Here is a 25,659-nt window from a genome sequence, read left to right as displayed (position 1 = left end):
GGTCCGTCGCCATCTCCCTCTCCGTTCCCGTCGCCGTCCCCGTTCCCGTCCCCGTTCCCGTCGCCGTCCCCGCTCCCGGAGGCTCCCGCCGATGACCGCCCCGATCGCTCGGCCCGCCCCCGGACTGGACGCCCGGCTGCGGGTCGAGCGCGCCGCGTTCACCCTGGACCTCGCGCTGACCGCAGCCCCCGGCGAGGTGGTCGCGCTGCTGGGCCCGAACGGCGCCGGCAAGTCCACCGCCCTGCGCGCGCTGGCCGGCCTGCTCCCGCTCGGCGCCGGCCACCTGCGGCTGGACGGCCGCGTCCTGGAGGACCCGGCCCGGCGGCTGCACACCCCCGCCGAGGAGCGCCCGGTCGGCGTGGTCTTCCAGGACTACCTGCTGTTCCCCCACCTCAGCGCGCTGGACAACGTGGCGTTCGGCCCGCGCTGCCGGGGCCGCTCCAAGCGCGAGGCACGCGCCGAGGCGGCCGGGTGGCTGGAGCGGATGGGCCTGGCCGAGCACGCGGACGCCCGGCCGGGCCGGCTCTCCGGCGGCCAGGCGCAGCGGGTGGCGCTGGCCCGGGCGCTGGCCGTGCGGCCGCGGCTGCTGCTCCTGGACGAGCCGCTGGCCGCCCTGGACGCCCGCACCCGGCTCGACGTCCGGGCCCAACTGCGGCGCCATCTGGCCGATTTCGAGGCGGTCGCGGTGCTGGTGACGCACGACCCGCTGGACGCGATGGTGCTGGCCGACCGCCTGGTGGTGATCGAGGAGGGGCACGAGGTGCAGTCCGGTGTCCCGGCGGAGATCGCGCGCCGGCCGCGCACCGACTACATCGCCCGGCTGGTCGGCCTCAACCTCTACCGGGGCACGGCGGACGGGCACCGGGTGACCCTGCCGCAGGGCGCGGTGCTGACGACGGACGAGGAGCTGTCCGGGCCCGCGTTCGTCGCGTTCCCGCCGTCCGCCGTGACCCTGCACCGGGCGCGGCCGGAGGGCAGCGCGCGCAACGTCTGGGAGCTGACGGTGGCCGGCCTGGACCTGCACGGCGACCAGGTGCGGGCCGACCTGGCGGGCGCCGTGCCGATGGCCGCCGACCTGACGCCGGCGGCGGCCGCGGAACTCGGACTCGCGCCGGGCGCGGCGGTCTGGGCCGCCGTCAAGGCCGCCCAGACGCACGCCTACCCGGCCTGAGGCGCGGGCCCCGTCCCCGACGTCCGGCGCCTGGCGTCCGGCGTCCGATGTCCGGCGCCCGATGCCCAGTGCCCAGTGCCCGGCTAGTCGGACGGCGCGACGAACCCCGACTCGTAGGCGAGGATCACCGCCTGGGTGCGGTCGCGCGCCCCGAGCTTCGCCAGCACGCTGCTGACGTGCGTCTTCACCGTCTGCACGCCGAGGAAGAGCTGTTCGGCGATCTCGCCGTTGGTCAGTCCGCGGGCCACCTGCCGCAGCACCTCGGCCTCGCGCTCCGTCAGGGCGGCCCGCGCCATCGTCGCGCGCGCGGACGCGTTGCCCTGGCCGGCCGCGAGCCGGCGGATCTGGGCGGGGAAGAGCAGTGACTCGCCGGCCGCCACCAGCCGGACCGCCTGGGCGATCTCGGCGGGCCTGGTGCGCTTGAGCAGGAAGCCGTCGGCCCCGGCGCGCAGCGCCTGGTAGACGTAGTCGTCGATCTCGAAGGTGGTGACGACGACGATCTTCGGCGTGCGGCCGCCGGGCGCGGCGCCGTCGCGGACCAGTTCACGGGTGGCGGCGAGGCCGTCCGTGCCGGGCATCCGGACGTCCATCAGCACCACGTGCGGGCGCAGTCGGCGGGCCAGCGCGACCGCCTCCGCGCCGTCGGACGCCTCCCCGACCACCCGCAGGTCGCCCTGCGCCTCCAGCACCGCCCGCAGGCCGGCCCGGACGAGTTCCTCGTCGTCGGCCAGCAGAATGTCGATCATCACGCGCCCAAGCGTAGGGGTACCCGAACGGCCAGCACCCACTCGCCGGACTCGGCACCCGCGCTGGCCTCGCCGCCGAGCAGCACGGCCCGCTCTCGGATGCCGCGAAGTCCCTTGCCGCCCCGACGCGGTGCGGCGTGGTGCGGCGTGCTGCGGTGCGGCGCGCCTCGGTGCGGGGGCAGGGCGTTGGCACAGCGCAGTTCCAGCCGGCCGTCGTGGACGGCCACGCGGACGCTGATCGGCTCGCCGGGCGCATACTTGAGGGCGTTGGTGACGCCCTCCTGGACGATCCGGTAGCCCTCGCGGGAGAGCACGCCGGGGAGGCCGGCGGGCGGGACGTCGACCCGGGCCTCGACGGGGCTGCCGGCGGCGCGGGCGGTCTCGAAGAGAGCGGGGAGCCGGTCGATGCCGGGCCGTTCGCGGATGTCCTCCCCGCCCGGTCCACCCTGGCCGCCTGCACCGCCCGCGCCGACGGGGTCGCCCGGATCACCCGGGTCGCGGAGCAGGGCGAGGGTGCGTTCGAGGTCGTCCATCGCCTGCCGGCCGGTCTCCTCGATGACTTCGAGCGCCTTGGCCGAGAACACCGGGTCGCCGACCTCGCGCGCGGCGCCCGCCTGAAGGACCGTCACCGTCAATGCGTGGCCGATCGAATCGTGCAGCTCGCGCGCCAACAGGTTGCGCTCCAGCAGCCGTTCGGCGCGCAGCTCGGCCGCGGCCAGCCGCTCCGCCGGTGACGGCCCCAACAGTCGCACAGCCATGGCGAGTTGGATCCGACCCGCCCACACGACCAACCAGCCGAGCCCGAACAGCAGCAGCGGCGACAGCAGCAGCCCCCAGTGCGGGACGCCCCCTCCGGGCACCCGTACGCCGAACACGTCCGGTTCCGACCGCACGGCCAGGTCGTAGGCGGTGGCGGGCCCGAGGACCGAGGCGGCGCCGACCACCCCGCCGAGGACGAACCGCCCGATCAGCCAGCCCGCCGTACGCCGCCGGTCGGCCCAACCGCGGGACGGTTCAACGGCGATGTCCTGCTCGCGGTCGGGGACGAGCAGCAGCCGCGCCTGTACGCCTTCCGCCCGGCGCATCGCGGGCATCAGCGCGAAGAGCGCCAGCAGCGCGAGGTCCAACGGCAGCGCCCGCACCAGCACCTCGCCGAGGCTCCACCCCTCGACGCCCGGGTAGATCATCAGCACCACCCCGGCGAAGATCCAGCCGATCAGCAGGTGCAGCCAGCGCGCGTAGGTGACGGCGCTCAGCAGGGGCGCGAATATTCGGGGCACCGCGCCATCCTGCCAGGTCAGCGCCGTGCGCGGCCTCCCTCTCGGGAGGGAGGGAGATCCCCTCCCCGGCGGGATCCGCCGGACCGCCCGGATCGGGTCCCATGGATGACGTCACCGGAGAACGGGAGAGAGGGAGGACGGCCGTGATCAAGGTGGAAGGCCTGACCAAGGAGTACGGCGGGGTGCGGGTGGTGGACGGTCTCGGCTTCGAGGTCCGCCCCGGGGTGGTGACCGGCTTCCTCGGGCCCAACGGCGCGGGGAAGAGCACCACGATGCGGCTGATCCTCGGCCTCGACCGCCCGAGCGCCGGCCGGGCCCTGATCGACGGCCGTCCGTACGCCGACCTGGACGTCCCGCTGCGGCGGGTCGGCGCGCTGCTCGACGCGCACGCCCTGCACGGCGGCCGCACGGCGCGCGGACACCTGCGCTGGCTGGCCGCGAGCAACGGCCTGCCGGAGCGCCGGGTCGGCGAGGTGCTCGACCAGGTCGGGCTGGCCGACGCGGCCGGCCGGCGGATCCGCGGCTTCTCGCTCGGCATGCTCCAGCGCCTGGGCGTGGCCGCCGCGCTGCTCGGCGACCCGCCGGTGCTGATGCTCGACGAGCCGGTGAACGGCCTCGACCCGGAGGGAATCCGCTGGATCCGCGCGCTGCTGCGCGACCTGGCCGCCGAGGGGCGCGCGGTGCTGGTCTCCTCGCACCTGATGACGGAGATGGCGCTGACCGCCGACCACCTGGTGGTGATCGGCCGGGGCCGGCTGCTCGCGGACGCGGCGACCCAGGACTTCATCGACCGCCACGGCCGGAGCAGGGTCCGGGTGCGGGCCGTCGATCCGGACAAGTTGGCTTCGCTGATGGGCCGTTCGGGCCTGGAGGCGCAGGCCGTGGAGGGCGGCGCCTGGGAGGTCACCGGCGCGGCTCCCGAGGAACTCGCCGCCCTGGCGGCCGCGGAGGGGGTGGTGCTGTACGAGATCGCCGTCCAACAGGACTCCCTGGAGGAGGCGTTCCTGCGGATGACCGCCGACAGCGTCGAGTACCGGGCGGTGGCCGCGTGAGCACCGCGACCGCCACGACCGCCACGACCGCCTTCGTCCTCCGGAACGCGCTGCGCGCCGAGCGGATCAAGCTCACCACGCTGCGCTCGCTCTGGATCACCCCGCTCGTCGCCCTGCTGCTCACCGTCGGGTTCGGCACCGCCGTCGCCGCCGCGGTCGGCACGAAGGACGACAGTCTCACCGCCGATCCCGGCCTCGGCATCCACTACGGCCTCAACTTCGGCCAGGCGGCGGTGGTCTGCTTCGCCGTCCTGCTGCTCGGGCAGGAGTTCAACACCCGCATGATCGGCGTCTCGCTCACCGCCGTCCCGCACCGCGGCCGGCTCTACGGCGCGAAACTCGCCCTCGGCGCGGCCGTCGCCCTCGGCGTCGGCGTGCTCGGCACCGCCGGCTCGTTCATCGGCTACGCCGCGTTCGTGCCGGACATCTGGGACGCTCCCGCGCTGGCGCGCAGCGCGACCGCGGGGGTCCTTTACCCGGTGCTGCTGGTGGTGTTCTGCCTCGGCCTGACCGCCGTGCTGCGCAACCTCACGGCGGCCATGGGGCTGCTTCTGCCGGGCGTCTTCCTGCTGTCCCCGCTGCTGTCCGGCGTCCCGGGCGTGCGCCACGCCGTGCAGTTCCTCCCGGACCGGGCGGGCCAGTACGCCCTGCGGTACGCCGACGACCCGCAGGTGGCGTACGGGCACTGGACCGGGCTGCTGATCATGGCCCTGTGGGCGGCGGCGGCCGCGTACGGGGGCCTGCGCAGCCTGCGCCGCCACGCGGCCTGACGCACCGCCGCCCGCCATGTGCAACCCGCGAGTTGCACATGGCGGGCGGAACATGCGACCCTCGGGCAACGGATCGAGGAGGTTCACGACATGGTCGCCGACAGCATCGAGCGTGAGATCACCATCGCGGCGCCGCGCGAGCGGGTCTGGGAGGTGCTCACCCGGGCGGAGTCCCTGGGCACCTGGTTCGGCACGGGCACCCCCGCGCGGATCGAGCAGTCGGACCCGCCCACCGTCCTCACCTTCCGCCGACCGCAGGACGCCGCGGGCGAGGAGGCCGCCGAGGGCGGCTCCATCCTGGTCACCATCACCCTCACCACCGAGCCGGGCGACCACACCCGCCTGCGCGTGCGGGAGAGCGGCTTCGCCTCCCTCGCCTCCCCCCGAGAGGCCGTCCGGTCCCACGTCGAGCAGAACCGCACCGACTGGACCCGCAAACTCACCGAGTTCGCCTGCCACACGGAGCGCCTCACCCTCACGCCCCGCCGGTGACGGCCGACAACTGACAGATTTCAGATGACAGATAACAGATTTCAGAATCTGTTATCTGTCAGTTGTCATCTGTCAGCCGTCCGCCGCCGGACGTCAGCCGCGCAGTGCCGGGTGGTCCGCGATCACGGTGCAGCTGCCGGGGGCGATCTCGGTGAAGCCCGCGTCCTGCACCAGCGGCAGGCCGCTCGCCAGCAGGTCCGCCCAGGCCTGCGGCGTCGCGGTGCGGACGGCGAGCGCGTAGCCGCTCGCCGCCCACTCCTTGCGGTGCGCCCGGTCGAGGCGGCGCCAGGCGAGCTGGGCGGCGTGGCCGGTCTGCGCCATCGTCTTGCCGGCGCTCATCTCCAGCTCCGGGTTGAGCCAGAGCACCGGCACGCCGGGCGCCGGGGCGCCGACGGGACCGCTCTCCTCCAGGTCGGTGCCCGACACCTGGAGCTTGGCGAGTTCCTTCGGCCAACCGTCCAGCGGGACCGGCGGGAAGACCCGCACCTCGGCCTCCCGGCCGGTCACCGTGATGCCGGGCAGCTCCCCGGCCCGGCGCCACTCGCCGCCGCGCGCCCGCCGGACCACCTTGCGGATCCGCGCGTCCTCCCAGGCCGCGACGAGCCCCGCCCACTCCCCCTCGGCCTCGACGACCCGCGGGTCGTCCAGCAGCGTGAGCACCGCGCGCGCCGAGGTCTCCAGCGCGTCGGTCCGCCCGGGCGGCGTCGCGCGCTCCAGCCGGACCACCAGCGGCAGCACGTACTGCGGCCGGGCGTCGCGGTCCTCGGACGTCGGTTCGAAGTCAGGAGCGGAGGCCGAGTCGGGGTCGGAGGCGGGGGCGGAGACGGGGGCCGGGGCGTCGAAGGGAGAAGTCACCCGACCAGCATGCCAGCCCCCGCTCCACCCCTCCGCCCCACCCCTCAGCGGCGGTAGCCGCGCTGCGGGTCCCGCTCCTCCGCGTCGTCGTAGGTCAGGAACCAGCCCTCCGGGTGGGTGGCCGTCAGCAGCAGTTCGGCGCGCTGCTCGGCGGTCAGCTCCGGATCGCCGTCGTCCGGCCCGTAGACGCCGAACAGCTCGTCGTGGCAGCCGTCCCAGTCGTAGTCGTACAGGTCCGCCGGCAGGTCGCCCATCATGTCGGCGACCGACTCGGGCTGCGCGCCGAGCAGCGCCCGGGCGTCGACCAGCGCCATCCGCAGCGCGATCTCCTCCGCCAGGCAGCGCGGCAGCGGCCACTCGCCGAGCGCGAGGTCGTCGGCGAGGTCGTCGAAGGTGCGGGCCATGGCCCGGCGCCAGCCCCGGTGCAGCCGCCAGGTGCGCTGCGGCAGCCGTCCGAACACCGTCCAGTCGGCCTCCTCGCCGTCGGCGACCGGCTCGTCCTCGTGTTCGTCGAGGTCGTCGTAGGCGGCGTCGGCCAGCCCGAGCAGCTGGGCGTGCAGCAGGCAGGCGGTGCGCGGGGTGAGCGTCCAGTCGCCGGCCGCGCCGCCGCCCTCCTCCTCGTCGCCGTCCAGCGGGAAAAGCTCGGCGAAGTCGGGCGCGAAGTCCTCGGTGACGCTGATCTCCAGCGTGCCGCCGATCGCCTCGACCCCCGGGATCGCCGCCACCAGCCGGTCCGGATGGAGCAGCGCACCGAGCGCCGCGTTGGCGTCCTCGGCCACCTCGCGCAGCAGCTCACGGCGCTGCCCGGCCGGATCGATGCCCTCGAAGTCCAGTTCCTCCACGGCCGCGATGGCCGCCGCGCGCAGTGCCGGCCAGTTCGTGATCCGCAGGCCCAGGACCACCGTCGCCTCGATCTCCTGCGCGCCGGAGTCCTCCGCCGCGCCCGGCCCCTGTGGATGATCGCTTCGCTCGCCCATGGGCCTACGGTACGGCTTTTCGGCCCGCCGATCACCGGTCTGGACCGGCTACCCTACGCGTTCTCGCCGTTACCGCCCCGCGCGTTCCCGCGCACGCCCCGCGCGTCCCTGTTCGACGACGTCCGAACTCCCGGCAGGATGGGCCGCATGACGAACATCGACGAGTACGGCGGCGGGCAGCGCCCGGACGCCCAGGTCCTGGTAGTGACCACCAATGACATCCCCGGCTACCGGGTCGACCACGTGATCGGCGAGGTCTTCGGCCTGACCGTGCGCAGCCGGCACATCGGCAGCCAGATCGGCGCCTCGCTGAAGTCGCTGGTCGGCGGTGAGCTGCGCGGCCTGACGAAGACGCTGGTGGAGAGCCGCAACGAGGCGATGGAGCGGCTCGTCGAGCAGACCAAGGCGCGCGGCGGGAACGCGGTGCTGATGTTCCGGTTCGACGTCGCGGCGGCGGCCGACGTGGGCACCGAGGTCTGCGCCTACGGCACGGCGGTGGTGATCTCCCCGGCCACGGCCTGACGCCGGTCGGTCCGGACGGACGGGCCGTGTTCCCGGCGGCGCGAACGCGCTTTCGCGCCGCCGGGAACACGGCCCGTCCGGCGGATGTTTCACGGGCGTGACTGTTTACGGTGCAACCACTCACGGAGCGGCGGCCTCTCACGGCGCGGCCACCACCGGCGCCGTCCCGTCCGACGCGGGACGCCGGGTCGACGTCCTGGTGATCGGCGCGGGCCAGGCGGGCCTGTCCGCCGCCTACCACCTGCGCCGACGCGGTTTCGCGCCGCACCGCGCGGACACCGACGGCGGGTTCGCCGTCCTCGACGCCGACCGCGCCCCCGGCGGCGCCTGGGCGCACCGCGCGCCCTCCCTGCGGATGGCCACCGTGCACGGCTTCCACGACCTGCCCGACGTCGAACTCCCCGAACCCGACCCGAACGCGCCCGCGCGCGAGGTCGTCCCGGGGTACTTCGCGGCGTACGAGGCCCAGCACGCGCTCCCCGTCGTACGCCCCGTCAAGGTGCTGGCGGTGCGCTCCGAGTCCGCCCGGCCGGACGCCCGGCTGCTGGTCGAGACCGACTCCGGCACCTGGTCCACCCGCGCGCTGATCAACGCCACCGGGACGTGGACCCGCCCCTTCCTGCCCCACTACCCGGGCCGGTTCGGCGGGCGCCAGCTGCACTACGCCGCCTACCGGGGCCCGGAGGAGTTCGCCGGCCGGCGGGTGCTGGTGGTCGGCGGCGGGGCGTCCGCGATCCAGGTGCTGTCGGAGGTCGCGGCGGTCGGCGAGACCGTCTGGGTCACCCGCACCCCGCCCGTCCACCACGACGGGCCGTTCACCCCCGAGTACGGGCGCGCGGTGGTCGCCAAGGTCGAGGAGCGGGTCCGGCAGGGGCTGCCGGTGCGCAGCGTGGTGAGCGTGACCGGGCTCGGCCCGTCGGTCGCCTACCGCCGCGCCGAGGAACTGGGCGCACTGCAGCGCCGCCCGATGTTCGACCGGCTCACCGAGCGCGGGGTGGCCTGGGGCGACGAGGAGCTGGAGGTCGACGCGATCGTCTGGGCCACCGGGTTCCGCCCCGAGGTCGGCCACCTCGCCCCGCTCGGCCTGCGCTCCCCCGGCGGCGGGATCGCCCTCACCGGCACGCGCGCCACCGCCGACCCGCGCGTCCACCTGGTGGGCTACGGACCGTCCGCCAGCACCGTCGGCGCCAACCGGGCCGGGCGCGCGGCGGTCAACGAGATCGTCCGACTGCTCGGCGACCCGGCCCCCACGGGGGCCGCGGCACCCGTGGCCGCCGGCTGACCGGCCGACCGGCCGACAGTTGACCGGCTGACAGTCGACGGCGCGGCGGTGCCGGTCGGCGCTCACCGCGCCCGCGGGCCGCCGTGCCGCGCGCCGGCCCAGGCGCCCAGCTCCGCCACCGCCGCGTGCAGCGACCTCCCGGCGTCGGTCAGCGCGTACTCGACCCGGTACGGGGGCTCGGTGCGAGCGGTGCGCTTCACGTACCCCTCGGCCTCCAGGGTGCGCAGCGCACGCGTCAGCACCCGGCGGCTCAGGTCGGCGACGGCCCGGTCCAACTCGTTGTAGCCGCGCGGGCGTTCGGCGAGCAGGCAGACCAGCACGACGCTCCAGCGGTCCCCGATCCGGTGCAGCACCGCCGTCGCCGGGCACCGCGCGCGGTCCTCGGCGGTGACCGGCGCCGCGGCGCCGTCCGGTGGGCCGTCCGTGCCAGTGGACATGGATGTTCCTTCTTTCGACGAACCGGCGGCCGCACCCATGATCTCCGCAGGACGCCGAAACAGTCGAGGAGTTCACATGCTCGCAGTAACCGGAACGACCGGCCGCTTCGGCCGGCTGGCGCTCACCGCGGTCCTCGGCCTGGCCGAGGACCGGGCCGACGTGGTCGCCCTCACCCGCGATCCGGCCCGGGCCGGCGCGGGTCCGGACCGCCCCGACGTGCCCGTCCGGCAGGCCGACTTCGCCCGCCCCGACACCCTTCCGTCGGCGCTGGCCGGGGTCCGGCGGCTGCTGCTGGTCAGCACCGAGCGCTCGCCGCGACGCCTCCACCTGCACGAGGCGGCCGTCGAAGCGGCGGTCGCCGCCGGGGTGGAGCACGTCGTCTACACCTCGGTGGTCCGCGCGGCCGACCCGGGCAACCCCGTTCCCGAGGCCGCCGACCACCGGCGCACCGAGCTGCTGCTCGCCGGATCCGGCCTCCCGCACACCGTCCTGCGGTTCAACGTCTGGCCGCAGATGCTGCTGCTGACCGGACTGGCCCGGCTCGCGGTCGCCCACGGCGAGCTGCCCAGCAGCGCCGCCGACGGCCGCGTGGGCTACATCACCCGGGAGGACACCGCCTGGGCCGCCGCCCGCGTCCTCACCGAGACCACCCCCGCCGGAGCGGGCGGCGGGGCCGGCGCCGGAGCCGTCGGCGGAGCGGGCGGCACCCGCACGGTCCTCGACGTGACCGGCCCGGGCCTGACCGACGCCGACGTCGCCGCCGCGCTCGCCGAGTCCACCGGACGGCCCGTGCGGCACCGCCCGGTGGGCGACGCGGACGTCCCCGGCGCACTGACCGCCCTCGGCGTGCCCGCGCCGCTGGCGGCGGGCTGGGGCGAGAACGACCCGTTCCGGCGCCGGGGCTGGTTCGACGTCCCCGACGACGGCACCACGCGGCGGCTGCTCGGGCGCGCACCGGTCACGCTCACCGGGTTCTTCACCACCCACCGCGCCGAACTGCTGGCGGAAACGCCGTGACGCGCCCGGCCGGGGGGCCGGTCAGCGGTCGTAGTCGACCGTGACCTTCTCCGTCACCGGGCGGGCCTGGCAGGTGAGGACGTAGCCGGCCGCCAGCTCCTTCTCCTCCAGCGCGAAGTTGCGCCGCATCTCCACCTCGCCCTCCGTGACCAGGGCCCGGCAGGTGCCGCAGACCCCGCCCTTGCAGGCGAACGGCAGGTCGGGGCGGGAGCGCTGCGCGCCGTCCAGGATGGAGCGGTCGCACGGCAGCGACAGGGTGCTGCCGCGCCCGTCCAGGACGACGGTGACCTCGCTGCGCGCCGCGCCGGCGGCGTCGCCCACCGCGCCGCCCGGGATGTCGTCGGCGCGCTCGGCGGCCGGCTCGTCCTCGGCGTGGAACAGCTCCTGGTGCACCCGCTCCGCCGGGACGCCCAGCCCTGCCAGCAGTTCCTTCGCCCCGGCGACCATGCCGAACGGCCCGCAGAGCCACCAGTGGCCGACCGCCGCCGTGTCCACCAGCGCCGCCAGCAGCGCCGCGACCCGCTCCGGGTCCAGCCGGCCGCTGAGCAGTTCGGCGTCCCTGGTCTCCCGGGAGAGCACGTGGACCAGCTGGAAGCGGTCCAGGTAGCGGTCCTTCAGGTCGGCCAGCTCGTCGGCGAACATCACGGTGTCGCTGCGCCGGTTGCCGTAGAGCAGGGTCACCGTGGAGGTGCGGTCGGCGGCCAGTACGGAGGCCGCGATCGACACCATCGGCGTGATGCCGGAGCCGGCCGCCAGCAGCACGTGGTCGGCGGGCGCGGCGAGGTCCGGGGTGAACAGGCCGGAGGGCGTCAGCACCTCCACCTCCTCCCCCGGCCGGGCGTCGCGCACCAGCCAGCGCGAGAACAGCCCGCCCGGCACCTCGCGCACGGCGATGCACAGCGGGCCGCCGGCGGGGGCGCAGATCGAGTACGAGCGGCGCTCGTCGACGCCGTCCACCACCCGGCGCAGCGTCAGCGTCTGCCCGGGCCGGAAGGCGAACGCGTCCGCGAGCCCCTCCGGCACGGCGAAGGTCACCGTGACGGCGTCCTCGCAGAGCCGCTCCAGCCCGGCGATCCGCAGCACATGGAAGGCCGGCCGACGCGCGGGGCGCACGGCGGTCGCCGGCTCGGCGGGCAGCTCCGTGGACGGGGCGGCGGACGGGGCGGCGGACGGGGCGGCGGACGGGACGACGGCCATTCAGATCTCCTTGACGCGTTCGAAGGGCTCGCGGCAGTCCCGGCAGCGCCACAGCGCCTTGCAGGCGGTGGAGCCGAAGCGGGACAGCTCCTCGGTGTCGGTGCCGCCGCAGAGCGGGCAGCCGACGGGCGCGACGGCGGCGCCCGCGCCACCCGAGCCGCCCGCGCCACCCGCGGTGTCCGCGAGCCGGGTCGGGCCGAGGCTGAGCGGCGTGCCCCCGCCCCGCCGCGCCCCGGTGGCGGTGGCGGCGCCGGGCCGGGGCGGCGCGATGCCGGCCTCGGCGAGCTTCCGCCGGCCCTCGGCGGTGATCAGGTCGGTCGACCAGGGCGGGTCCAGCCGCAGCCGCACCCGGACGTCCGCGAACCCGGCCGCGCGCAGCCGCCGGTCCACGTCGGCGGCCATCTCGGCGACGGCGGGGCAGCCCGAGTACGTGGGGGTGAGCCACGCGGTCACCGCGGCGCCGTCCTCCGTGACCTCGGCCAGCACGCCCAGGTCGGCGAGGGTGAGCATGGGCAGCTCCGGGTCCGGCACGGCCGCCGCCACCGCCCAGGCCGCCCCGCCCGGCGCGCGTGCCCCGGCCACGGCCGTCACCACGTCGCGCCCGGGTGCGCGCGGGCCAGCACCTGGAGCTCGGCGAGCAGCGGGCCGAACGCCTCGGTGTGCACCCCGTCCCGCCCGGCCCGGCCGCCGACGGCCGCCAGCCCCGGCGTGTCCGGCACCGTCAGCCCGGCCTCCGCGCACACCGCCGCCACCGAGCCCAGCACCGGCTCGCGCAGCGTCCCGGGGTCCACCCCGGCCCGCAGCTCCACCGGGTGCGCGGTGAACAGCTCCTCCAGCAGCGGCCACACCGCGTCCAGCCCGGCCTGCATCCGCGCGGCCGAGTACGGCGTGCCGTCGCCGAGGCGCAGCGTCCACGCCGTCGCGTACTCGCGGTGGTAGGCCAGCTCCTTCACCCCGCGCGCGGCGACCGCCGCCAGCACCGGGTCGGCGTGCCCGGCCAGCACCTCGTAGAGCGCGCCGCGGGCCGTGGCGAACAGCAGCAGGCGGGCGATCGAGTACGCGAAGTCCCCGTTCGGCGCCTCGACCAGGCGGACGTTGCGGAACTCGTGCTCCTCGCGCCAGTACGCCAGGTCGTCCTCGGTGCGCCCGGAGCCGTCCGCCTGGCCGGCCCGGGTGAGCAGTTGCCGGGCCTGGCCGAGCAGGTCGAGGCCGAGGTTGGCGAGCGCGACCTCCTCCTCCAGTTCCGGCGCCCGGGTGCACCACTCGATCAGCCGCTGGGCGAGGACGAGCGCATCGTCGCCCAGCATCAGGCTGTAGGCGGCGAGGTCGGCGCCGTCCAGGCCGGGCGGCACGGCGGTGTCCACGCCGAGCAGCGGGTCGGCGAAGCCCGTCCCGTACGCCCAGCGGCCCTCGCCCTCGGGCCCGGGGGACGCCTCGGCGAGGCTCAGGTACACGTGGTCGTCGGCGCCGGTCACGTCGGCGTCGGTCACGTGGTCGTCGGTCGCGTGCTCGTCGGTCGCGTGGTCGTCGGTCATGGTTCGGCTGCTCCCGGTCAGATGTGCGGGACATCCTCGGGGATGTCGTAGAAGGTCGGGTGGCGGTAGACCTTGTCGCCGCTGGGAGCGAAGAAGGGGTCGCGCTCGTCCGGGGTGGAGGCGGTGATCGCGTCGGAGCGGACCACCCAGAGGCTGACGCCCTCGTTGCGGCGGGTGTAGAGGTCACGGGCGGCGAGCAGGGCCATCCGGTCGTCGGACGCGTGCAGCGAGCCGACGTGCACGTGGTTCAGGCCGCGCCGGGGGCGCACGAACACCTCGTAGAGCGGCCAGCCGGCCTTGGACTCGGTCACTTTCCGTTCTCCTGTTCCGCGCTCTTCGCCGCTTCGCTCCCCGTGCCGCCGTCCGCGCCGCTCTCGGCGCGGCGCTTCGCCGCGTACGCCGTGGCCGCCTCGCGCACCCACGCGCCGTCCTCGTGCGCGGCCCGGCGCCGTTCCATCCGCTGGGCGTTGCACGGGCCCTGGCCGTGGATGACCCGGGTCAGCTCCGACCAGTCCGGTTCGCCGAAGTCCCAGCCGCCGCGCTCCTCGTTCCAGCGCAGCTCCGGGTCGGGGAGCGTGACGCCGAGGTGCTCGGCCTGCGGGACGGTCATGTCGACGAAGCGCTGCCGCAGCTCGTCGTTGGTGTGCCGCTTGATCCGCCAGGCCATCGACCGGGCGGTGTTCGGCGAGGCGGCGTCCGAGGGGCCGAACATCATCAGCGACGGCCACCACCAGCGGTCCACCGCGTCCTGGACCATCCGGCGCTGGGCCTCGGTGCCGCGCATCAGCGTCATCAGCAGCTCGTAGCCCTGGCGCTGGTGGAACGACTCCTCCTTGCAGATCCGGACCATGGCGCGGGCGTACGGGCCGTAGCTGCAACGGCAGAGCGGGACCTGGTTGCAGATCGCGGCGCCGTCCACCAGCCAGCCGATCACGCCGACGTCGGCGAAGGTCAGCGTCGGGTAGTTGAAGATCGACGAGTACTTCTGGCGGCCGGCGATCAGCTTCTCGGTGAGCTCCGCGCGGTCCACGCCGAGCGTCTCGGCGGCGGCGTAGAGGTAGAGGCCGTGGCCGGCCTCGTCCTGGGCCTTGGCGAGCAGGATCGCCTTGCGGCGCAGCGAGGGGGCGCGGGTGAGCCAGTTGCCCTCGGGCTGCATGCCGATGATCTCGGAGTGCGCGTGCTGGGCGATCTGACGGACGAGGGTGGCCCGGTAGGCGTCGGGCATCCAGTCACGGGGCTCGATCCGCTGCTCCGCGGCGATGACGGCCTCGAACGCCTCCTCGGGCGACGCCCCGGGCCGCTCGGCCACCTCTGCTGTCACCACGGTCCCCTTTCGCCGGCTCTGTCCCCGCCGCCCGGTTCCGGAAGACCCGGGCGTCCCGCCCGGAGCCACCGACCAACCGTTCGGTCGGGTCCATTGTGCGCGCACGGGGGACGGCTGACAAGGGAGCACCGCCGGTGGCGGGCGGCCCGGAGCGCGGGCGCCCGCCGGCGGGGCCGGAAAACCGGTTGGCCCGCGCCCGGCCTGCGGCCAGACTCCCGGCATGACACTGCACACGGACGAGATCCCGGCCGACGAGAACCTGGTCCGCTCCCTGCTCAGGGCGCAGCGGCCGGAGTGGGCCGGCCTCGCCCTGGCACCGGCGGGCGCGGGCACGGACAACACCATGTACCGGCTCGGCGACGAGCTGCTCGTCCGGCTGCCCCGCACGCCGGACGCCGCCCGGTCCGTACACAAGGAGCAGCGGTGGCTGCCGCGCCTGGCGCCGCTGCTCGGCCGCGCCGTTCCCACGCCCGTCCACGCCGGTGCGCCCGGCGCCGACTTCCCGCTCGCCTGGTCGGTCTACCGCTGGATCGACGGCGCGGAGGCCGGGCCGTCGAGCGTCCGCGACTGGGCCGGCCTCGGCGCGGACCTCGCGGCGTTCGTGCGGGAGCTGCACGGCCTCGACCTGATGGGCGCGAGGAGGGCGGACGACCTCAGCTGGTACCGGGGCGGCCCGCTGCGGGACTGCGACGAGTGGGTCACCCGGTGCCTCGCGGACTGCCGCGCCTTGGCGGGAGCCGGTGCGGAGCTCCCCGACGGGGGCGGGGCGCTGGACGTCGACACGCTGGAGCGGCTGTGGCGGGCCGGGCTCGCGCTGCCGGAGCCGTCCGCGCCGCACGTCTGGCTGCACGGCGACCTCAAGCCCACCAACCTCCTGGTCCGGGACGGCCGGCTGCACGCGGTCATCGACTTCGGCTGCCTGTCGGTCGGCCGTCCGGACGCCGAGCACTCGACCGTCTGGGACCTCCCGGCGGAGGCGCGCCGGGCGTACTGGGAGGCGCTGGACCTCGACGGGCCGACGTGGATCCGCGCCCGCGCGTGGGCGATCGCGGTCGGTGCCGCCGGGATCCCGTACTACTGGCACAGCTGTCCGGCGTTCGTCGCCGAGTGCCTGGCCCGCCTGCGGGCGGTCCTCGCGGACGCCGCCGGGCCCTCGGTGCAGGGGCCGGCGGCGTCCGCGCCTCAGGTCGTCGCGCCGACGACGGGCGGCGCGTGGTCGCCGGGAGTCGCGTGACCGTCGGGCGGCGCGCCGTCGTCGGGCGTCACGCCGTCGCCGGGCGTCACGCGGTCATGAACTCCCTCACCCGCAGGGCCCGCCTCACGATCCGGACGTCGCCGACGTACCCGTGGAACACCTTGTCCAGCACCCCCGCGTACGCGTAGCCGCCCAGCATCCACGGGCGTCCCAGCGTGGCCAGCCCCACGGCCGGGGTGGCCGGGTTGCGGGCCACCTCGCAGCCGTCGACGTACATCCGGCTGAGCTTCCCGTCGTTGACGACCGCGACGTGCCACCACCGGTCCAGGGGCAGCTGGTGCCCCCAGCAGGTCGACGCCCCGGTCTGGTTGAGCGGGTAGACGCACCACTGCAGGGCGGGCGCCTCGGAGAGGCTGAGCGTCACGACGGGCTCGTCCGCGTCCGTCCCCGGGCCGCTCCTGCCCGCCTCGCCCGCCGTTCCCCACCGGCTGAGCAGCGCCGACCAGCGGCTCCGTCCGGAGTCCCAGTCGGCGGGCAGCCTGCAGAAGGCCTCGACGGTGAACCCGCGCTCGAAGGTCTCCCGGTTCAGCGGCGCGGTGGGCCCGGTCTCCAGGTAGGTGCCGTGCACCGGCGAGCGGGTGCCCCTGAACAGCAGGCTGCCGTGGCCCGGCTGGTCCGGGTGGTGGTCGGCGGACCAGGTGAGCGCGCCCTCGGGGGTGCCCGGGGCGCTGCGCACGTACAGGTCATTGCCCTGCCCCGCCAGGTCCTTGACGACCTGCTGCGCGGTGACCGCCGTACCGTCGCCGGCGCCGCCGTCGAAGCGCCAGTACGCCACGGTGTCCCGCACCAGCAGCCCGGCCGGCCGGCGGGACGGGCGCTGCGGGACGGGCGCGAAGCCCGCGAAGCGCCGGTCGAAGTCGATCGCGAGCGAGAAGCGGTCCACGTCCGAGGTCAGCTCGACCTGCTGCGCCGCCAGGGTGTTGCGCTCCTCTGCCGCGATCTCCTGGATCCACGGCGAGAAGGTCGACACGTCGACGGTGTTCCGGTCGAGGTCGAAGCGGTACGCCCGGATCATCGCGGCGCCGCCGTAGTAGCGGTCCTGGTAGTTGGTGATGTGGACGTGGACGTCGTGGCCGGCCTTGTTCTTCAGCACCGTCCGGCCGGGCGGCCAGTAGTGCCCGTTGACGGTGAGGAAGATCTGGTCGTTGCCGCTGATCAGCCGCTCCCAGAGCTTCCTGCCGTAGGCGGACAGCTCGGCGCGGCCGCCGCCGTCGGCGTGCGCCAGGTCGTGGGTGGTCAGGATCACCGGGACCTTCGGGTTGGCTGCGATCACCGCGTTGGCCCAGGCGAAGCCCTCGTCCGAGAGCCGCCAGTCCAGCGAGAGCACCATCCACGGGCGGCCGGCCGCCGTGAAGACGTGGCAGGTGTTGTAGCCGTCCGGGCTGGAGGAGTGGTAGCCGGAGGTGCGGGCGGCCCGTTCCTTGCTGAACGTCTCCAGGTACGGGGTGCTGCCGCGCCGGTCGTCGGTCGAGGAGCGGACGTCGTGGTTGCCGGCGAGCACGCCGTAGGCGGCGCCGGCGTCGTCCAGCAGGCCGAACACCTTGCTGACGGCGGCGTATTCGGCGGCCAGCCCGTTCTCGGTGACGTCGCCGAGGTGGGCCAGGAAGACGATGTTGTCGTCCGTGCCGTCCTCCCGGTTGACCCCGCCGTCGAGCACGTAGCGGATCGAGGCCTCGACGGGTGCCGGGTGGATCCGGTCCTGGTCGAACAGGTACTGGGTGTCCGGCATCACGACGACGGTGAACCGCCGGGCGTCCGGGTCCGGCTGCCAGCGCCCCTTGCCGTTCCCCTTGCCCTTCTGCTCCTTCCCCGAGGCCTTCCGCGCCTGTCCGGGTGCCGCACCGGGCCCGTCGGACGGCTCGGGCCCGCCGGAGGGCGCGGGGCCGGCCGCCTGCGCGGGGGCCGCGCCGAGCATGCCGAGACCCGCCGCGCCGACCCCGGCGCCTAGGAGGCCCGCCCCGCGCAGGAACCGGCGCCGGCCGGCGGCGGCCGGTCCGTCCCCGTCGAGGTCGGCGGTCCGCGGGCACCCGCACTCGCTGCTGCCCGCGGGCCCGGACTCGTGGATGTCGTGCATGTTCGCTCCCGGAGGTGGTGTGGGCCCTGACGGTAGGTACCGGGTCTGGTCGTAGATCATCTACGGGGCCACACGCCGCTGAACAGCGGCCGAACCCGCCGCGCGGGGTCGGCGGGGGGCTGGTTCAGCGCTTGGGGCGGGTTCGGTGCTTGGGGGGCGGGTTCGGCGCAGGGAGCGCGCGCTCAGCGCAGAGCGGCCAGCCGCTCGGCGCGGGCCGCCCGCTCGGCGAACACCTCCGCCTGGCGCTCCTGCATGCGGCGCAGCGCGGTGCGCCGGTCCCGGGAGGCGAGGCGGTCGATGTAGAGGCCGCCGCCCAGGTGGTCGGCCTCGTGCTGGAGGCAGCGCGCGAAGTAGCCGGTGCCCTCGATGACCAGCGGCCGGCCGTCGAGGTCCCGGCCGCGGACCACCGCCGTGTCCGGGCGGGCCAGCTCCAGGTACGGTCCGGGGACGGAGAGGCAGCCCTCGGCGGCCTCGACGAGCCGGCGCGCGCCGGCCGGCAGTTCGTCGAGCACCGGGTTGAGGATGTGGCCCACGTGGCGGACGCCGTCCTCGTCGGAGCAGTCCCAGACGAAGGCCTGGAGGCCGACGCCGATCTGGTTGGCCGCCAGCCCGGCGCCCTGGGCGACCCACATGGCGGCGAACATGTCGTCGATCAGCTGTGCCAGCCCGGGGGTGCCGAACTCCTCCTCGGACACGTCTCGGCAGCGGCGGTGCAGGACGTCCTCCCCGACGACGGTGATCCGCCGCACCTCGCCCCGCAGCGCCTCCGGCGGCACCTCCGGGTACCCGCTCACCACCTCGCCCTGCACCCGCACCTGCCCCCTGACCCGCTCCGCCCCCACCGTCCCCACCGTCCGCTCCACCGACTCGCGTCGCGCCACGACCTGTCTCCCCTTCGCGTCCCGGCCGCGCGGCAACCCCGTCCGGTGCCGCCTCCGCCACCCGGCCAACTCTCCCATACTTTGCAAAGTCCAGACTTTGCAAAGTTTATGGCGCAGGGTGACGACGAGCCCTCACATCCCCGCCAGGAAGGGCGTTCCACCAGTTCAGGGGCTGTTCTACCGCGTGTAGGCGGGCGCTGCACTTGCCAAAACACTTTGCAAAGTCGCATCTTTGCAAAGTGACCACCCATAACCACCCCGCCGAACCGACCGCTCCCCCGATGGCGGCGCCCACCCGGCCGCTGGCGCACCACGCGGTCCGCGCCGCGCTGCTCGACCTGATCGCCGAGTGGGGCAGCATCACCTCGAACCAGGCCGCGCAGATGATCCGCCAGAGTTCGGGAACGTGCTCCTTCCACCTTCGCCAGCTGGCCCGCTACGGGCTGATCGAGGAGGCGCCGACCGGGGACGGCCGCTCACGGCCGTGGCGGCTGCGCTGGGAAGGCTCGCTCATGCCGCCCGGTACGGCCGAGGAGCCGGGCGGCCGGGCCGCCGGACACGATCTGGCCCCCGACCTGGCGAGCGATCTGGAGGACGGCAGCTACCGGCACTGGCTCGCCAACCGGTCCGCCGCGCCCGACGAGTGGCAGCGGGACCAGACCTCCAGCGACATCCTGCACCTCACCGCCGATGAACTCGCCGACCTCGGCGCCGCCGTCCGCGCCCTGATCGCGCCCTATCGCCGGCGCGAGCCGCGCGAGGGAACCCGCCCCGTGGCGGCCGTCACCCGGCTCTTCCCACTGCTCGCCGACACCCGACCGGAGCCGGGCACGGGCTGACGGACGGCGACGGCCGGGCGGACGGGCCGCCGGGTGACGGGTTGCGGCGGCGGGTGCGGGTTGCGGGCGGCGGGTGGCAGGTGCGGGCGGACGGTGGTCGGCGGATCCCGGAATCCGCCGACCACCGTCACGGCCGGCTACCCGCTCAGCCCTCCGAGCGGTCGCGCAGCCTCGGCAGCGGGACGGCCAGGAGCGCCGCCAGCAGGGCGATGCGCGGCGCCAGCTGGTCGATCCTGATGTGCTCGTGCCGGGCGTGCGCGCCCGCGCCGACGGCGCCGAAGCCGTCGAGCGTGGGCAGTCCGCGCGAACCCGGCAGGTTGGTGTCACCCGCACCGCCGGCCGGACCGCCGTCCAGCTGCTGCCCGAGCGCCGCCGCCAGCGAGCGGACGTGACGCAGCAACGGGTTGGCGGAACGTTCCGGCCAGGCGGGACGGCTGGACAGCACCTCGGTGCGCACCCGCGCGCCGGGGCGGAGCGCGGTCAGCCGGGCGAGGTTGTCGAGGGTGCGGCGTTGTGCCTCGGTGGTGGCGAAGCGCAGGCCGAGTTCGGCCTCGGCCCGGCCGGCGATCACGTTGGCGCGACTGCCGCCGCTGATCCGGCCCGCGTTGAGCTCGGTGCCGGGCAGGCTGACCAGCCCGCGGACGGCGACCAACTGATCCACCAGTTCGTCGACCGCCGACACCCCGTCGGCGGCATCGTTGCCCGCGTGCGCCTCGCGTCCGGTGACGGTGAGCCGCACCCGGGTGGAGCCGCGGCGGGCCGTCTTGAGCCGGCCGTCCGGGTGCGGCGGTTCGAGGCCCAGCACGGCGGCCGCGCCGCGCAGTTGGCGCTCGACGAGGCGCCGCCCGTCCGGGCTGCCGACCTCCTCGTCGGAGACCACGACCAGGCGGACGGTGCGGTGCGGGCGCTGGCCGAGGTCGGCGAGGAGGGCGAACGCGCCTTCGAGGATGGCGAGTCCGCCCTTCATGTCGACCACACCGGGCCCGCTGAGAGCGCCGTCGCTCTCGGTGACCGGCCAGTCGGTGAGGGTGCCGGCGGGCCAGACGGTGTCGTGGTGGCCGACCACGAGCAGGTGCGGCAGGCTCTCGTCGCGGCCGTCCCACTGGAGGACCAGGTGGTCGCCGGCCGGGCCGGGTTCGCGCTGGACGGTGGCTCCGGTGGCGCGGAAGCCGGCCGCCAACTCCTCGGCGAGGGCGTCGAGTCTGGGCGCGTCGCCGCTGGGGGACTCAATCCTGGCCAGGTCCGCGCAACGTCTCCGGACGGCTCCGGCGAGGGTGCGGGCGCGGGTGGTGAGGGCCTGGGGCAGACCGGGGAGCGCGGCGGTGGGGCCGGGTTGGCCCTCGCTGTCGGTGACGGCCGGAGCGTGGGGGGCCGCCGCGGTGGGTGGTGCGGCGGCGGGCGTGGGGGTGGCCGGGGCGAGGACGGTTCGGGCGGTGCCGGTGCCGGTGCTGGTCGTGCCGGGCATGGCCGCGCCGGGTGCGGCGACGGCGGTCCTGGTCGGTTCGGCGGGGGTGACGGTGGTGGTCGCGGGGGCGGCGACAGCGGTGGTGACGGCCGTGGTGGCGGCGTCGGCGGGGGCGGAGCCGGTGGTGCTGGTGCCGGTGGTGCTGGTGCCGGTGGTGCCGGCTCCGGTTGTGGGGGCGACAGCGGACGTGGGGCCCGCCGGCTCGGTGGACGGGCGGACGGCCTGAGGACTCAACGCTCGCCTCCGCGGCCGCCGCCGGTATAGAGCGGCCGGGCGGGTCGGCCGGACCAGGTCGCCGGGCGAACGGGCCCGGCGGCATCGGCGGGACAGCGGAGCGGGCCCTCCGGTCCAAGTGCGCTGGAACGGCTGGGCGGCATGTGTGGCATGTGCGTCCTCCTCGCTCGATCCGGTGGCCCCGATCGTCCCGGGGCCTCCGTGGACGGCGGCTTCCCTTGCGGCAGGCGCGGAACAGCGCACCGCTGCAGGGAAGCCGAGATGTGAGCCTAGAAGAACCGTTCGGTTTCCTGCGAGGTGGCCCTGCTCCCAGCGTGCCGGGGCCGGGATCCTCCCCGGCGCGCGGCCGCGGAACGCGGTCGGCGCACGGCGTGCGGATCTGGCCCGGCGCGCGGGCGCGATCGCCGGACCGCGCCCACTTCCACCATGGACCCGGGGCGGTGGTTCGGCAGCGCGGAACGCCAAGGCGCGCGTTTTCCAAGCCAGATGGGTGATGGCGGATCGGTGGCGAGTACCGCGTGACGCTGACCGGACCTGGTCGGGGACGGGACGATTCGCCATGGACAGTACGAACCACATGAACGGGGTGAATACGGAACGGTGGGGGCGGGACGGCACCTCCGGCGGTCATGACGGGCGACGGTCGGTCAGCCGGAGTCGTCGACCACGCCCGCGTCCCGGGCGAGCAGCGCCGCCTGGACACGGTTGCCGACTCCCAGACCGGTGAGGATCCGGCTGACGTGTGCCTTGACGGTGCTCTCACGCATACCGAGCACGAGCGCGATCTCGGCGTTGGAGCGGCCGACGGCGAGTTCGCGCAGCACGTCGGTCTCGCGCGGCGTGAGCGTGGCCAGCCTGCCCCGGGCGGCGACCGAGCGCGGCTCCCCGGCGCGGTGGTAGCGGTCGATGAGCCGGCGGGCGGCGGCGGGGTGGAGCATCCCCTGCCCGCCGGCGACGATGTGGACGGCGCGGGCGATCTCGGCGGGCGGGGTGTCCTTGAGCAGGAAGCCGTCGGCACCGGCGGCGAGTGCCCGGTAGACGTACTCGTCGAGGTCGAAGGTGGTGAGCGCGATGACGCGCGGGCCGTCGGGCAGCTCGCGCAGCCGACGGGTCGCGGCGATGCCGTCGAGCCGGGGCATCCGGATGTCCATGAGGGCGACGTCGACGCGGTGCCGTCCCGCGAGTTCGACCGCTTCCAAGCCGTCGGCCGCCTCGGCGACGACCGTCAGCCCGGGATCCTGGGCGAGCAGGTCGACGAGCCCGAGCCGGACCAGTGCGTCGTCGTCGACGACCATCGTGCGGATCACGTCGCCTCGCTCGGTGGGTTCGGTCCCGGCGTGGGACCCGGCGTGGGACCCGGTGCGGGACCCGGGGCCGGATCGGGCGGTCCGGGGTGGGCAGCCGTCACCGGAGTTGTTGTCGGACTTGTTGTCGTCGGCGGCGGCGTCACCGTCCGGTCGGGAGGTCGTGCGGGAGGACGGACCGGTGGCCGGTGCGGGGCGGGAAGACGGGCGGCCAGGCGGAAGCCGCCCTTGCCGTCGGGGCCCGTGTCGAAGTGCCCGCCGAGCGCGCCGACCCGCTCACCGAGCCCGACCAGACCGTATCCGCCGCCCGTGCAGGCACCGGACGGCGCCGGGTCGCCCGGGCCGTTGTGCACCTCGACGGTCGTCGCGGGCTCCCCGTACTGGACGCGGACGGTGACCTGGGCGGTGTGCGCGTACTTGCGCGCGTTGGTCAGCGCCTCCTGGACGACACGGTGAACGGCCAGCCGGTGGGTGGTGGGCACGCTCTCCGGGTCTCCGGCGAGGGCGAGTTCGACGCTCTGGCCCGCGTCGGTGGCCTCGCCGACGAGTTCGGCGAGGTCGCGCAGAGCCGGTGCGGCGACGGGTCCGGGGGCCGGGCGGTGTCGGGAGAGCGGCGTGCGGTCGGGCGCCGGCAGCGGCCGGTCCGCCGGCTCGGTCCGGCCGGGTGCAGGGGATGGAGGGGGTGAAGGGAGTGAAGCCGGTGGACCGGAAAGGTCCGACGGGTCGGCGCGGAGGGCACCGAGGACGTCCCGCAGGTCGTCGAGCGACCGGGCGGCCGTCGCCCTGAGCAGTTCGAGCCGGTGGGCGAGTCGCTCGGGGTCGTCGGCGACGGTGCCGGCCCGGGCCTGGTCGCGCAGCACGCCGGTGTGCAGCACGAGGAGGCTCAGCCGGTGGGCGAGGACGTCGTGCATCTCCCGGGCGATCCGGGCGCGTTCGGCGGCGCGGGCCTGCTCGACGCGCAGCTCGCGTTCGCGGCGCAGCGCGTCGACCTTGGCGTGCAGGGTGCGGATCAGCACACGGCGGCCTCGCAGCCACAGGCCGAGGCAGACGGCGGCGCCCTCGACGAGGAGTTGGGAGCCGGTGATGCCCGCCCAGTCGAGGACGGAGTCCGCACGCACCACGCTGAGCCCGGCCATCACGGCCCCGGCAAGGAGGGCCGGGCCGGTGCGGCCCGTCGAGGCCAGATGGAAGACGCTGAACAGGCCGGGGAGCGCCCGGTTGAGCAGCCCGCAGACCATGACTGGCAGTACCGCGGCGGCGACCGGGTGCCGACGGGCGAGGAGGAGGGAGAGCGAGGCGAGGGCGGCCCCGGCGATCCGCAGTGGGTGCAGGGGCTGGTCGTGGCCGAGCCACTGGAAGACGGTCTCCTCGGCGAGGAGCACGAGGACGCTCGCGAGCAGGAGCGTCTCGACCAGCCGGTTCCGGCCGAGGGCGTACCAGCCGAGCGGCGCACCGCGCCCGGGCCGCGGTGCCTCCGGCGGTCGGTCCGGGCGGGTGGCGCGAGGTGCACGGGACGGAAGGCGTGGGCGGACCAGGCGCGGCAGACGGGCCGAACGGGCCGGGCGGGGTGTGCGTGTCAGGTGGTCGGTGGTCAACTGGTCCTCCTTCCCTTCGTGGTTCAGGGCCCTGATGCTACGGCGGGCCGGCGGGCTGTGGCCCCTGCCGATCGGCCAGTCGCACCCGCTACTTTCGTCGGGGGTGCGGGCTGTCACTCGGCCGATTCGGGGAGGTCTGGGCGTCCGTAGCGTCGCTGTCATGACGACTGATCAGCTCCGCCCGGATCCCGCTCCCGACCGACCGGACATCCTGCCCGTTCGCGACCGGCCCCGGCCGGGTGGCGGGGAGGGCTGGTTCTTCCTCTCCGAGGCGCTGCGCACCTTCCGGCTGACGGGCGCGGTGGCGCCGAGCGGGGCCGGCCTGGTGAACGCGCTGGTGGTCCCGGCGACGAGCCGGCCGGACCGGCCGATCTCGGTCCTGGAGGTGGGGGCCGGAACGGGGGCGGTGACGCGCCGCCTGGCGCGGGTGCTGCGGGCGGGCGACCGGCTGCACGCGGTGGAATCCAATCCCCGGTTCGTCCAACGTCTGCTGGCGGATCCGGAGTTGGCGCGGCGCGGACGGGAGCTGGGGCTGCGGGTGTCGGAATGCCGGGTGCAGGACCTCCCGGAGGCCCGCGTGTCGGAGCCGGGCGAGGACGGCGGCGGCGGCGGGGCCGGGCCGACCGCCGAGCGGTACGACGTGATCGTCTCGGGCCTGCCGTTCACCAACTTCGAACCGGTGGAGGTCCGGCGCATCCTCGACCTCTATCTGCGGCTGCTGGTGCCCGGCGGCGAGCTGACGTACTTCTCCTACCTGGGGACGTCGACGGCGCGGCTGCTGACGTCCGGGCCTCGCCAGGGTGCACGGCACCGGGCGGTGGTGCGGTTGCTGCGGCGGTTCGAGCGGGAGTACGGGCTTGGGAGCCGGACGGTGTGGCGAAACGTTCCACCGGCGCGGGCGCATCTGTTGCGCGCGCCGGACGGACACCGGGCAGCTCCGGTCAGCGGCGACGGAGACGGCGACGGCCCGGCGGGCGGGGCATGGGAACCCGCTCGATGATGGACCGGGGCCGCCCGCCGCGGCTCCGTGACGAGCAGTGAGGAGTCCGCGATGACGGTCACGATCCGTGACGCCGAGGGCGCCGGCCGGTTCGAGGCGCGGTTGGGCGACACCCTGGCCGGGTTCGCGGAGTACCTGCGCAGCGAGGAGCTGGTGGTGTACCCGCACACCGTGGTCGAGCCGGCGTACGAGGGGCAGGGCATCGGCGGGGCGCTGGCGCGGGCGGCTCTGGACGATGCGCGGGCACGGGGGCTGGCGGTGCTGGCAACGTGCCCGTTCATCAAGGCGTGGATGTCGCGGCATCCCGAGTACCTCGATCTGGCGTACGAGAACCGGAGCCGGGTGACCGACTGA

At 75.4% G+C, this 25,659-nt stretch carries 26 protein-coding genes; 11 read left to right on the top strand and 15 right to left on the bottom strand.

The window, feature by feature from the left end; translation table 11 throughout:
- The first annotated feature begins 91 nt into the window (after positions 1 to 91).
- Positions 92 to 1,171 carry an ABC transporter ATP-binding protein gene (locus ACFZBX_RS06555; RefSeq protein ID WP_391531828.1) on the top strand — a complete coding sequence of 360 codons (1,080 nt, stop codon included), beginning with the start codon at positions 92 to 94 and terminating at the stop codon, positions 1,169 to 1,171.
- An 83-nt stretch (positions 1,172 to 1,254) separates the two neighbouring features.
- Here the strand turns inward: ACFZBX_RS06555 and ACFZBX_RS06550 are convergent, their stop codons facing one another.
- Both ACFZBX_RS06550 and ACFZBX_RS06545 read right to left on the bottom strand, forming a co-directional pair.
- Positions 1,255 to 1,917: a response regulator gene (locus tag ACFZBX_RS06550; RefSeq protein WP_391532087.1), complete on the bottom strand. Its 663-nt coding sequence runs from the start codon at positions 1,915 to 1,917 to the stop codon at positions 1,255 to 1,257.
- Complete coding sequence (locus tag ACFZBX_RS06545; RefSeq protein WP_391531827.1) at positions 1,917 to 3,197, bottom strand: sensor histidine kinase; 1,281 nt, start codon at positions 3,195 to 3,197, stop codon at positions 1,917 to 1,919. Before ACFZBX_RS06545 ends, ACFZBX_RS06550 begins: the two co-directional genes overlap by 1 nt.
- A gap of 143 nt (positions 3,198 to 3,340) precedes the next feature.
- Between ACFZBX_RS06545 and ACFZBX_RS06540 the strand changes: the two genes are divergently transcribed.
- The 3 genes from ACFZBX_RS06540 to ACFZBX_RS06530 all read left to right on the top strand — a co-directional run bounded on the left by ACFZBX_RS06540 (position 3,341) and on the right by ACFZBX_RS06530 (position 5,511).
- Positions 3,341 to 4,249 carry an ATP-binding cassette domain-containing protein gene (locus tag ACFZBX_RS06540; protein WP_391531826.1) on the top strand — a complete coding sequence of 303 codons (909 nt, stop codon included), beginning with the start codon at positions 3,341 to 3,343 and terminating at the stop codon, positions 4,247 to 4,249.
- Positions 4,246 to 5,019 (top strand): hypothetical protein, encoded by a 774-nt coding sequence (locus ACFZBX_RS06535; RefSeq protein ID WP_391531825.1) that lies wholly within the window; start codon positions 4,246 to 4,248, stop codon positions 5,017 to 5,019. Before ACFZBX_RS06540 ends, ACFZBX_RS06535 begins: the two co-directional genes overlap by 4 nt.
- Before the next feature lie 90 nt (positions 5,020 to 5,109).
- Positions 5,110 to 5,511, top strand: coding sequence for a hypothetical protein (locus ACFZBX_RS06530; protein ID WP_391531824.1), 402 nt, complete (start codon positions 5,110 to 5,112; stop codon positions 5,509 to 5,511).
- A gap of 93 nt (positions 5,512 to 5,604) precedes the next feature.
- Here ACFZBX_RS06530 and ACFZBX_RS06525 read toward each other — a convergent pair whose 3' ends face one another.
- Positions 5,605 to 6,366 carry an aminoacyl-tRNA hydrolase gene (locus tag ACFZBX_RS06525; RefSeq protein WP_391531823.1) on the bottom strand — a complete coding sequence of 254 codons (762 nt, stop codon included), beginning with the start codon at positions 6,364 to 6,366 and terminating at the stop codon, positions 5,605 to 5,607.
- Between the two features lie 44 nt (positions 6,367 to 6,410).
- Positions 6,411 to 7,343, bottom strand: coding sequence for a hypothetical protein (locus tag ACFZBX_RS06520; protein ID WP_344330407.1), 933 nt, complete (start codon positions 7,341 to 7,343; stop codon positions 6,411 to 6,413).
- 147 nt (positions 7,344 to 7,490) lie between these two features.
- Here ACFZBX_RS06520 and ACFZBX_RS06515 point away from each other — a divergent pair, with 147 nt between their 5' ends.
- Positions 7,491 to 7,865, top strand: coding sequence for a YbjQ family protein (locus ACFZBX_RS06515; RefSeq protein WP_344330409.1), 375 nt, complete (start codon positions 7,491 to 7,493; stop codon positions 7,863 to 7,865).
- Positions 7,866 to 8,061: 196 nt separating this feature from the next.
- Positions 8,062 to 9,147, top strand: coding sequence for an NAD(P)-binding domain-containing protein (locus ACFZBX_RS06510; RefSeq protein WP_391532086.1), 1,086 nt, complete (start codon positions 8,062 to 8,064; stop codon positions 9,145 to 9,147).
- A gap of 62 nt (positions 9,148 to 9,209) precedes the next feature.
- On the opposite strand, the gene ACFZBX_RS06505 is transcribed toward ACFZBX_RS06510, so the two are convergent.
- Positions 9,210 to 9,584, bottom strand: a complete 375-nt coding sequence (locus tag ACFZBX_RS06505) for a winged helix-turn-helix transcriptional regulator (protein ID WP_391531822.1) — start codon at positions 9,582 to 9,584, stop codon at positions 9,210 to 9,212.
- A 76-nt stretch (positions 9,585 to 9,660) separates the two neighbouring features.
- Here ACFZBX_RS06505 and ACFZBX_RS06500 point away from each other — a divergent pair, with 76 nt between their 5' ends.
- A complete protein-coding gene (locus tag ACFZBX_RS06500; protein WP_391531821.1) occupies positions 9,661 to 10,602 on the top strand; it encodes an NAD(P)H-binding protein in 942 nt (313 codons plus the stop codon).
- A gap of 21 nt (positions 10,603 to 10,623) precedes the next feature.
- On the opposite strand, the gene paaE is transcribed toward ACFZBX_RS06500, so the two are convergent.
- Genes paaE through paaA form a run of 5 tightly spaced genes read right to left on the bottom strand, consistent with a single transcriptional unit; the run spans position 10,624 to position 14,655 of the window.
- Complete coding sequence (gene paaE / locus ACFZBX_RS06495; RefSeq protein ID WP_391531820.1) at positions 10,624 to 11,799, bottom strand: 1,2-phenylacetyl-CoA epoxidase subunit PaaE; 1,176 nt, start codon at positions 11,797 to 11,799, stop codon at positions 10,624 to 10,626.
- Positions 11,800 to 12,393 (bottom strand): 1,2-phenylacetyl-CoA epoxidase subunit PaaD, encoded by a 594-nt coding sequence (paaD, locus tag ACFZBX_RS06490; RefSeq protein ID WP_391531819.1) that lies wholly within the window; start codon positions 12,391 to 12,393, stop codon positions 11,800 to 11,802.
- The gene (gene paaC, locus ACFZBX_RS06485) at positions 12,387 to 13,334 is read right to left on the bottom strand and encodes a 1,2-phenylacetyl-CoA epoxidase subunit PaaC (protein ID WP_391531818.1); all 948 of its coding nucleotides are present in this window, start codon (positions 13,332 to 13,334) and stop codon (positions 12,387 to 12,389) included. The genes paaD and paaC overlap by 7 nt, the downstream gene beginning before the upstream one ends.
- Before the next feature lie 17 nt (positions 13,335 to 13,351).
- A complete protein-coding gene (gene paaB / locus ACFZBX_RS06480; protein ID WP_344330439.1) occupies positions 13,352 to 13,645 on the bottom strand; it encodes a 1,2-phenylacetyl-CoA epoxidase subunit PaaB in 294 nt (97 codons plus the stop codon).
- Complete coding sequence (paaA, locus tag ACFZBX_RS06475) at positions 13,642 to 14,655, bottom strand: 1,2-phenylacetyl-CoA epoxidase subunit PaaA (protein WP_391531817.1); 1,014 nt, start codon at positions 14,653 to 14,655, stop codon at positions 13,642 to 13,644. The genes paaB and paaA overlap by 4 nt, the downstream gene beginning before the upstream one ends.
- Positions 14,656 to 14,878: 223 nt before the next feature.
- Between paaA and ACFZBX_RS06470 the strand changes: the two genes are divergently transcribed.
- A complete protein-coding gene (locus tag ACFZBX_RS06470) occupies positions 14,879 to 15,892 on the top strand; it encodes an aminoglycoside phosphotransferase family protein (protein WP_391531816.1) in 1,014 nt (337 codons plus the stop codon).
- Positions 15,893 to 15,938: 46 nt separating this feature from the next.
- Here ACFZBX_RS06470 and ACFZBX_RS06465 read toward each other — a convergent pair whose 3' ends face one another.
- Entirely contained in the window at positions 15,939 to 17,987 is a 2,049-nt protein-coding gene (locus tag ACFZBX_RS06465; RefSeq protein WP_391531815.1) for a LamG-like jellyroll fold domain-containing protein, read from the bottom strand.
- Positions 17,988 to 18,169: 182 nt separating this feature from the next.
- The gene (gene def, locus ACFZBX_RS06460; RefSeq protein WP_391532085.1) at positions 18,170 to 18,796 is read right to left on the bottom strand and encodes a peptide deformylase; all 627 of its coding nucleotides are present in this window, start codon (positions 18,794 to 18,796) and stop codon (positions 18,170 to 18,172) included.
- Positions 18,797 to 19,107: 311 nt separating this feature from the next.
- On the opposite strand from def, the gene ACFZBX_RS06455 reads away from it, so the two are divergent.
- Positions 19,108 to 19,707 (top strand): winged helix-turn-helix domain-containing protein, encoded by a 600-nt coding sequence (locus tag ACFZBX_RS06455; protein ID WP_391531814.1) that lies wholly within the window; start codon positions 19,108 to 19,110, stop codon positions 19,705 to 19,707.
- A gap of 145 nt (positions 19,708 to 19,852) precedes the next feature.
- Here the strand turns inward: ACFZBX_RS06455 and ACFZBX_RS06450 are convergent, their stop codons facing one another.
- From ACFZBX_RS06450 to ACFZBX_RS06440, 3 genes are all read right to left on the bottom strand, one after another.
- The gene (locus ACFZBX_RS06450) at positions 19,853 to 21,406 is read right to left on the bottom strand and encodes a M20/M25/M40 family metallo-hydrolase (protein WP_391531813.1); all 1,554 of its coding nucleotides are present in this window, start codon (positions 21,404 to 21,406) and stop codon (positions 19,853 to 19,855) included.
- A gap of 647 nt (positions 21,407 to 22,053) precedes the next feature.
- Positions 22,054 to 22,713, bottom strand: coding sequence for a response regulator (locus ACFZBX_RS06445; RefSeq protein WP_391531812.1), 660 nt, complete (start codon positions 22,711 to 22,713; stop codon positions 22,054 to 22,056).
- A complete protein-coding gene (locus tag ACFZBX_RS06440) occupies positions 22,710 to 24,305 on the bottom strand; it encodes a sensor histidine kinase (protein WP_391531811.1) in 1,596 nt (531 codons plus the stop codon). Before ACFZBX_RS06440 ends, ACFZBX_RS06445 begins: the two co-directional genes overlap by 4 nt.
- A gap of 160 nt (positions 24,306 to 24,465) precedes the next feature.
- On the opposite strand from ACFZBX_RS06440, the gene ACFZBX_RS06435 reads away from it, so the two are divergent.
- Positions 24,466 to 25,305, top strand: a complete 840-nt coding sequence (locus ACFZBX_RS06435; protein ID WP_391531810.1) for a class I SAM-dependent methyltransferase — start codon at positions 24,466 to 24,468, stop codon at positions 25,303 to 25,305.
- A 51-nt stretch (positions 25,306 to 25,356) separates the two neighbouring features.
- Positions 25,357 to 25,659 (top strand): GNAT family N-acetyltransferase, encoded by a 303-nt coding sequence (locus tag ACFZBX_RS06430; RefSeq protein WP_391531809.1) that lies wholly within the window; start codon positions 25,357 to 25,359, stop codon positions 25,657 to 25,659.

The sequence above is a fragment of the Kitasatospora sp. NPDC008115 genome (assembly GCF_042957205.1).
Lineage (GTDB): Bacteria > Actinomycetota > Actinomycetes > Streptomycetales > Streptomycetaceae > Kitasatospora.
This window is presented reverse-complemented; position numbering and strand designations above follow the sequence as displayed.

What these genes read in the sequence shown, in the direction of transcription:
- ACFZBX_RS06555 (WP_391531828.1), top strand. Translation starts at nt 92, where the DNA reads ATGACCGCCCCGATCGCTCGGCCCGCCCCCGGACTGGACGCCCGGCTG.
- ACFZBX_RS06550 (WP_391532087.1), bottom strand. Translation starts at nt 1,917, where the DNA reads ATGATCGACATTCTGCTGGCCGACGACGAGGAACTCGTCCGGGCCGGC.
- ACFZBX_RS06530 (WP_391531824.1), top strand. Translation starts at nt 5,110, where the DNA reads ATGGTCGCCGACAGCATCGAGCGTGAGATCACCATCGCGGCGCCGCGC.
- ACFZBX_RS06520 (WP_344330407.1), bottom strand. Translation starts at nt 7,343, where the DNA reads ATGGGCGAGCGAAGCGATCATCCACAGGGGCCGGGCGCGGCGGAGGAC.
- ACFZBX_RS06515 (WP_344330409.1), top strand. Translation starts at nt 7,491, where the DNA reads ATGACGAACATCGACGAGTACGGCGGCGGGCAGCGCCCGGACGCCCAG.
- ACFZBX_RS06505 (WP_391531822.1), bottom strand. Translation starts at nt 9,584, where the DNA reads ATGTCCACTGGCACGGACGGCCCACCGGACGGCGCCGCGGCGCCGGTC.
- ACFZBX_RS06500 (WP_391531821.1), top strand. Translation starts at nt 9,661, where the DNA reads ATGCTCGCAGTAACCGGAACGACCGGCCGCTTCGGCCGGCTGGCGCTC.
- paaE (WP_391531820.1), bottom strand. Translation starts at nt 11,799, where the DNA reads ATGGCCGTCGTCCCGTCCGCCGCCCCGTCCGCCGCCCCGTCCGCCGCC.
- paaC (WP_391531818.1), bottom strand. Translation starts at nt 13,334, where the DNA reads ATGACCGACGACCACGCGACCGACGAGCACGCGACCGACGACCACGTG.
- ACFZBX_RS06470 (WP_391531816.1), top strand. Translation starts at nt 14,879, where the DNA reads ATGACACTGCACACGGACGAGATCCCGGCCGACGAGAACCTGGTCCGC.
- ACFZBX_RS06465 (WP_391531815.1), bottom strand. Translation starts at nt 17,987, where the DNA reads ATGCACGACATCCACGAGTCCGGGCCCGCGGGCAGCAGCGAGTGCGGG.
- ACFZBX_RS06435 (WP_391531810.1), top strand. Translation starts at nt 24,466, where the DNA reads ATGACGACTGATCAGCTCCGCCCGGATCCCGCTCCCGACCGACCGGAC.
- ACFZBX_RS06430 (WP_391531809.1), top strand. Translation starts at nt 25,357, where the DNA reads ATGACGGTCACGATCCGTGACGCCGAGGGCGCCGGCCGGTTCGAGGCG.